This window comes from Streptomyces laculatispora, from assembly GCF_017353455.1.
Lineage (GTDB): Bacteria > Actinomycetota > Actinomycetes > Streptomycetales > Streptomycetaceae > Streptomyces > Streptomyces laculatispora.
This window is the reverse complement of record NZ_JAFMPZ010000559.1, coordinates 1-5777: the sequence shown is the minus strand read 5'-3', so window position 1 is coordinate 5777 and position 5777 is coordinate 1. Positions and strand designations below refer to the sequence as shown.

At 69.7% G+C, this 5777-nt stretch carries 6 protein-coding genes; 3 read left to right on the top strand and 3 right to left on the bottom strand.

Going from position 1 to position 5777, the window contains the following annotated elements; all coding sequences use genetic code 11:
* Positions 1-615, top strand: a 615-nt coding sequence (locus J1C73_RS29815) for a class I SAM-dependent methyltransferase (protein ID WP_207319107.1), incomplete at its 5' end; no start/stop codon positions are given.
* Positions 616-1018: 403 nt separating this feature from the next.
* Here J1C73_RS29815 and J1C73_RS29810 read toward each other — a convergent pair.
* From J1C73_RS29810 to J1C73_RS29800, 3 genes are all read right to left on the bottom strand, one after another.
* Positions 1019-2656, bottom strand: coding sequence for a hypothetical protein (locus J1C73_RS29810; protein ID WP_207319106.1), 1638 nt, complete (start codon positions 2654-2656; stop codon positions 1019-1021).
* Positions 2657-2871: 215 nt separating this feature from the next.
* On the bottom strand, positions 2872-3339 hold the full coding sequence (locus J1C73_RS29805; RefSeq protein WP_207319105.1) for an NUDIX hydrolase: 468 nt from the start codon (positions 3337-3339) through the stop codon (positions 2872-2874).
* A 13-nt stretch (positions 3340-3352) separates the two neighbouring features.
* Positions 3353-4030: an alpha/beta hydrolase gene (locus J1C73_RS29800; RefSeq protein ID WP_207319104.1), complete on the bottom strand. Its 678-nt coding sequence runs from the start codon at positions 4028-4030 to the stop codon at positions 3353-3355.
* 197 nt (positions 4031-4227) lie between these two features.
* Here J1C73_RS29800 and J1C73_RS29795 point away from each other — a divergent pair, with 197 nt between their 5' ends.
* Both J1C73_RS29795 and J1C73_RS29790 read left to right on the top strand, forming a co-directional pair.
* On the top strand, positions 4228-5382 hold the full coding sequence (locus J1C73_RS29795; protein ID WP_207319103.1) for an adenosine deaminase: 1155 nt from the start codon (positions 4228-4230) through the stop codon (positions 5380-5382).
* A gap of 135 nt (positions 5383-5517) precedes the next feature.
* The coding region (locus J1C73_RS29790; RefSeq protein ID WP_207319108.1) for a hypothetical protein at positions 5518-5777 on the top strand (260 nt) is incomplete at its 3' end.

The window sequence follows — 5777 nt, the reverse complement described above, 5'->3', positions numbered from 1 at the left end:
GGTCGCGGCCGGCCCACTGTGCGGATCGGCACCGAGTCTGGCGCGAGCGTGCTCGGCGTGACGATCAGCGCCGCGCAGGTCCGGGCCGGCCGCGACCGTGCCTTGAAGGCGGGACTGTCCGACCGCGTCACCTTCGAACAGGCGGACGCCATGGCCCTTCCCCAGGAGTCCGAGACCTTCGACGCCGTGTGGGCCATCGAGTCCTTCGCTCACTTTTCCGACCGCCCCGCCGCGATCCGCGAGGTCTGGCGGGTACTGCGGCCCGGGGCCCGCTTCGTCCTCGCGGACTGCTACGAAGCCCTGCCCTTCACACCCGAGGAAGTCCAGCTCTTCCAGGCCGCGTTCGCGCTCTCCCGTCTCCCCGCAGGACCCGAGGACTACTCCCGCATGCTCGGCGAGGCCGGCTTCGCCATCCAAGGCACGCGCGACATGTCCCGGGAGTTCAAGCCCACCTATGAGCTCATCCCGCGACTGTTCGCCTCAAGGCGCGCCCAGATCGCGGAGCTGGTGGGCGCTGACGCGATGGCGCAGCTCGACACCGTCTACCCGCGCATCCTCGCCCTGTGCCGGGACAAGATGGGATACACCATGGTCAACGCCGTGAAGTCCCCCTGACGGCGGCCAGTCCCGCCGCGACTCCCGGATTTCCGTCCGGGCCAGTCACCAAACCACCCGGCACAGCACCCCATCGCCCGCTGCCACCCCGGAGGGCTGGCCGGGCCATCGCCCGCATGGAGGCGCGGTTCAGCGTGGAACGGGCCGGCTAAACCAGCCCGGCAAACCGTCAAGCGGGGAGCGGCCGGAGGAGACACCGGAGATCCCCGAGGAGCGGAGGCCATCCCCGCACCCGCGGGGGCGGTCCCTGCCGAGCACCTGAGAGCCGGCGGAGGAACACACGCTCCCGCACCCGCAGGACGCGTCGCGCCTCCCTGTGCATCGGGCCGGTCGCGGGCCCGCTCGGCCGGGCTCTCCGTGCGGCCGCAGCGGCGCCCCACCCGACCGCCGGCCGACGCCCCCATTAGCGGCTGAACGTCACCTCCTTCGAGTCCTTGTCGCGCTCGAAGGTGCCCGCGAAGCCCCAGTTCTTCCAGCCGCCGTCACCGTTGTTGACGATGGTCCCGTTCTTGACGGAGAAGATGTCGACCCCGTCCACCACCGCGAGGTGTTCGAGGCCGGACACCCCGGAGAAGGAGAGGTCGTTGAAGTTCTTCACCGCGATGATGTTCGTGTCCGGGAAGCTGCGGCTGTACTCGTCGATCAGCGACTGGTTCAGCTCGGCGTCGTCACCCGGAACCTTGCCGGAGTAGTCGGTACCGGGGTACGGGCCGTCGGTGTACTTCGGTGCGCCGTCGTTGAAGTTGACCGACTCCGTTCCGGTGGAGGTGGAGTCGGCGTCCAGGTCGGCGGGCTCCGGTTGTTTGAAGGTGGCCTCCGAGCCGTCGCGGGTGGCGTCGCCGTAGTACGCCCAGTTGGTGTAGCCGCCGTCGCCGTCGTTGCTGAACTTGCCCTTGTCGAAGACGTACACGTCGAACACGGCCCGGCCCGAGGCGATGTCGTCGCCGGTCTCCTCGTCGTGGTATTCGGGGGAGTTCAGCCGGTACCGGCTCTCGTTGATGAACGAGTCCGGCTTCTCGACCCAGTGCGACGACTGCTCCGAGTGCATCGCGACCACGTTGTAGTCGGGGTAGCAGCGCCGCATGTCGTTCACGAGCATCCGGACCGCCTGCGCCGAACCCTCGTTGTCCAGCGGGGAGTATGTGTTGTAGTACCGATTCCGGTCAGGCGGTTCCTGGCCCTCGATCTGGCAGCCCTCGTCGCCGGGCTTCCAGTCCTTCTTCCGCTTGGGGCGGGGCGGCTCGTCGAACGTGACTGTGCGCTTGTCGTCACTGATGTCGTAGTAGCCCTTGAACGCGCGGTTCTTCCAGCCGAGGTCGGCGTCGTCGGCCCAGGTGAACTTGCCGGTCTTGAACGCGTAGACGCGGTACGTCGTGCCGCTGATCTCCACGGTCGAGATCATCGCCGCGCCGTCCATCTGCTGAAGGTTTCCCTCATGCGGCTGCGCGATGACGATGTTGTAGTCGGGGAGGCAGTAGGAGAGGTCGTCGAGCGCCTGCTTGACCCGCTTCTCCTTGTTCTTCTCGTTGTTGACCTTGTCGATGATGAAGTTGACCAGGTACGAGTACCCCCAGGCGGCCGCCGTGCTGACGGGGCCGTTGCCGGGGACCGAGACCGACGAGTTCGACGACCGCTCGCGCGGCTCGAAGCACAGGCTGGGGAGCGCGTTCCCCTTGCCGTCGGTCTTGCCGGGCTTGTCACCGGAATCGTCGTCGGGCTTGCCGCCCGGTACGCCGCCGGAGTCACCGGGCTCTTCGTCGGGGGCGCTGACGGGCTCGACGGGTTCCGTGGGGTCGTCGCCGTCGGTATCGTCACCTTCGTCGGTGACAGCGTTGTCATCGGCGCATTCGCCGCCGCCGCCCGTCGTTGCCGCGATGCGGCAGATCTGCACGTGTGCGGAGCTGGTGATGTCGCCGCCGATGGTGGTGGCGACGATCGCGCCGACCACGGCGACGACGACCCCCAGCAGGGCCAGGTACTCGATCGCTGTCTGCCCCGTGCTCGTGCGTACGCCTCGGCGTATCCGCTCGCTGTGCTTCACGTGTCACCTCGTCGTGGTTCGCCCCCGACCTACCGGGGGCGGACACCCACCGGGGCTCGAACCGTAACGACGACACGGGGGCCCACGGACAGTGCCCAAAGGCCCATACCAGGGCCCAAATCGCGGGTGCGTACATACGGGCAGGGTGGCTGCCCGTTTCCCGGCCGGCCCCGGGCCGGCGGGCCGACCCCGCTGCCGGGACAGCCGCAGTCGCCTCAGTGCTGGACCAGGCCGCCGACCGGTACGGGCGCGACGTGGCCGGTCGCCGGAGCGGTTCGTTCCAGTTCGAGGCCGACATCGATGAGCGATGACCGGCGCAGGGAGGCGACCTCGGGGACCGGGGTCCAGACGGACTCGGCGATCTCGCCGTTCGGCTCGGGCCGCAGCCGGCCGCCGGTGATGCGGACCCGGTAGAAGACGCCGACGTTCTGGTGCGCGATCCCCATCCGCGCCTCGGCCGCGGGGACCACCCGGGAGTCCACCCCCAGCAGGCTTTCGACCACCGCGTCGCAGCCGGTCTCCTCGGCGACCTCCCGGATCACCGCGTCGAACGGGTCCTCCCCCTGCTCGACCCCACCGCCCGGAAGGGTCCAGTTGCTCTCGCCGTTCGCCGATACGTGACGGGCGAGCAGTACCCGCCCGTCCTCGACGCACACCGCGTACGCGGCCAGCCGGAAACTCATCCCCAACGCCCCCTCATCGGCCCAGCGACTTCCCGAACCCTACGGCCAGCGGCATCCGCAGCCCCAGCGGCGGCGGGGCCGCCAGGGCGTCGGCGACCGGGCGGGCGTAGGTGTGGGCGAAGAGCGAGCCGCGGATGAAGTCCGCTGCCAGGGCGGCCACTTCGGTGTGGTGCTGACGCAGGGAGTGGCCGTCCGAGTGGACCTCGAAGCGGCAGGTGTCGCGGTTGGACTTCTTGGCGCGCTCCGCGAGGCGGAAGGAGAGTTCGGGGTCGGCGCGGGCGTCGTTGGTGCCGTGCACCAGCAGGACCTGACGGCCGACCAGGTGTTTCACCGGCTCCGGCTCGGCGTCCGGGGCGGCGGGCAGCCAGGGGGCCAGGGCGAGGACCGCGCCGACCGCCGGGTGGCCGCCCGCGCGGAGGGCCGCGCGGCCGCCCATGCCGTGGCCGGCCAGGCAGACGGGGACGTCGCCGTAGCGGCGTACCACCTCGTCCACCGCCCATTCGGCGTCCGCCGCGAGCCGCGCGTCCGTCGTGTTCCAGCCGCGGCAGCGGTAGCGGACGACGTGTGCGGTGAGGCCGTCGTCCCGGCCCGCGCGGGCCAGGGTGCGGGCCAGCGGGATCTGGCGGGCGTACGAGAGGGGGGAGGGGCGGCGGTGCGAGTAGGGCTCGCCGTCCGGGAGCAGCAGAACCACACCGCTGACCGCGGTTGGTGCTCCGGCCGTCCTGACGGCCCGTCCCAGCCTCGCAGCAGGCAGGGGTAGTGCGCGCTGTGCCATGACGTAACAGTCTCAGAAGGACAGGTGTACGCCACCCGTATTCGCGGTCACTGTTACGCATCGACGAGCGGCGCCCAGCAGCGCTCTACGCGCGTAGGCGGTAGAGTGCGTGGATGATGAGCCCGACCCTCAATGTGCCCGGCCAGGATCAGATCCGGCGTGCGCCCAAGGTCCTTCTCCACGACCACCTCGACGGCGGACTGCGCCCCGGGACGATCGTCGACCTCGCCGCGGCGAGCGGATACGAAGGACTCCCGGAGAGCGAGCCGGACAAGCTCGGCATCTGGTTCCGGGAAGCCGCCGACTCCGGGTCGCTGGAGCGGTACCTGGAGACGTTCGCGCACACCTGCGCCGTCATGCAGACGCGTGACGCGCTGGTCCGGGTCGCCGCCGAGTGCGCCGAGGACCTGGCCGCGGACGGGGTCGTGTACGCCGAGATCCGCTACGCCCCCGAGCAGCACCTGGAAGCCGGGCTCTCCCTCGAACAGGTCGTCGAGGCGGTCAACGAGGGCTTCCGGGAGGGCGAGCGCCGGGCCCGCCGGGACGGCAACCGGATCCGGGTCGGCGCCCTGCTCACCGCCATGCGGCACGCCGCCCGCTCGCTGGAGATCGCCGAACTCGCCAACCGCTACCGGGAGCAGGGCGTCGTCGGCTTCGACATCGCCGGCGCGGAGGCGGGCTTCCCGCCCACCCGGCACCTCGACGCGTTCGAGTACCTCAAGCGCGAGAACAACCACTTCACCATCCACGCGGGCGAGGCGTTCGGGCTGCCGTCGATCTGGCAGGCCATCCAGTGGTGCGGCGCCGACCGGCTCGGCCACGGCGTCCGCATTATCGACGACATCGAGGTCGCCGAGGACGGCAGTGTGAAGCTGGGGCGCCTGGCTTCCTACGTGCGGGACAAGCGCATCCCGCTGGAGCTCTGCCCGACCTCCAACCTTCAGACCGGTGCCGCCGCCTCGTACGCCGAGCACCCCATCGGGCTACTGCGCAGGCTGCACTTCCGGGCCACCGTGAACACGGACAACCGGCTGATGAGCGGTACGAGCATGAGCCAGGAATTCGAGAAGCTGACCGAGACATTCGGATACACGCTCGACGACATGCAGTGGTTCACAGTCAATGCGATGAAATCAGCATTCATTCCTTTCGATGAACGTCTGGCGATGATCAGTGACGTCATCAAGCCCGGATACGCCGAGCTGAAGTCCGAATGGCTCTTCGAGCAGACCGCTGCGACCAGCGTTTCCACCTCCGTCGCCGGCTGATCGGACGCATGGCGAAAAACGGCCGGGAAGGCGAATCCCGGCCGTTTTCGCTTTTTCTCGATGTTTGCGGGACGGGCCTGGTGCTGGCTACGTTGCAGAGCCGCTCACATCCCCTTCCCCAAGGATGAAATTCATATGAAGCAGTCTGCTGTCAGGACTCTCGGCGTCGCCGCTGTCGGTGCCGCTTTCGCCGCTGCCGCCGCCGGTACCGCGTCGGCCTCCGCGCTGCCGCTCGGCACCGCGACCAGCGCCCTGCCGGTCGCCGGCGCGCTGGCGAACGCCACCTCGACCCTGCCGGTCAAGGACACCGCCACGGGCCTCCTCGGCACCAGCCAGGCGAAGGCCGTCAAGGACGTCACCGCCCCCGCCAAGGGTCTCCTCGGCGGTCTGCCCAC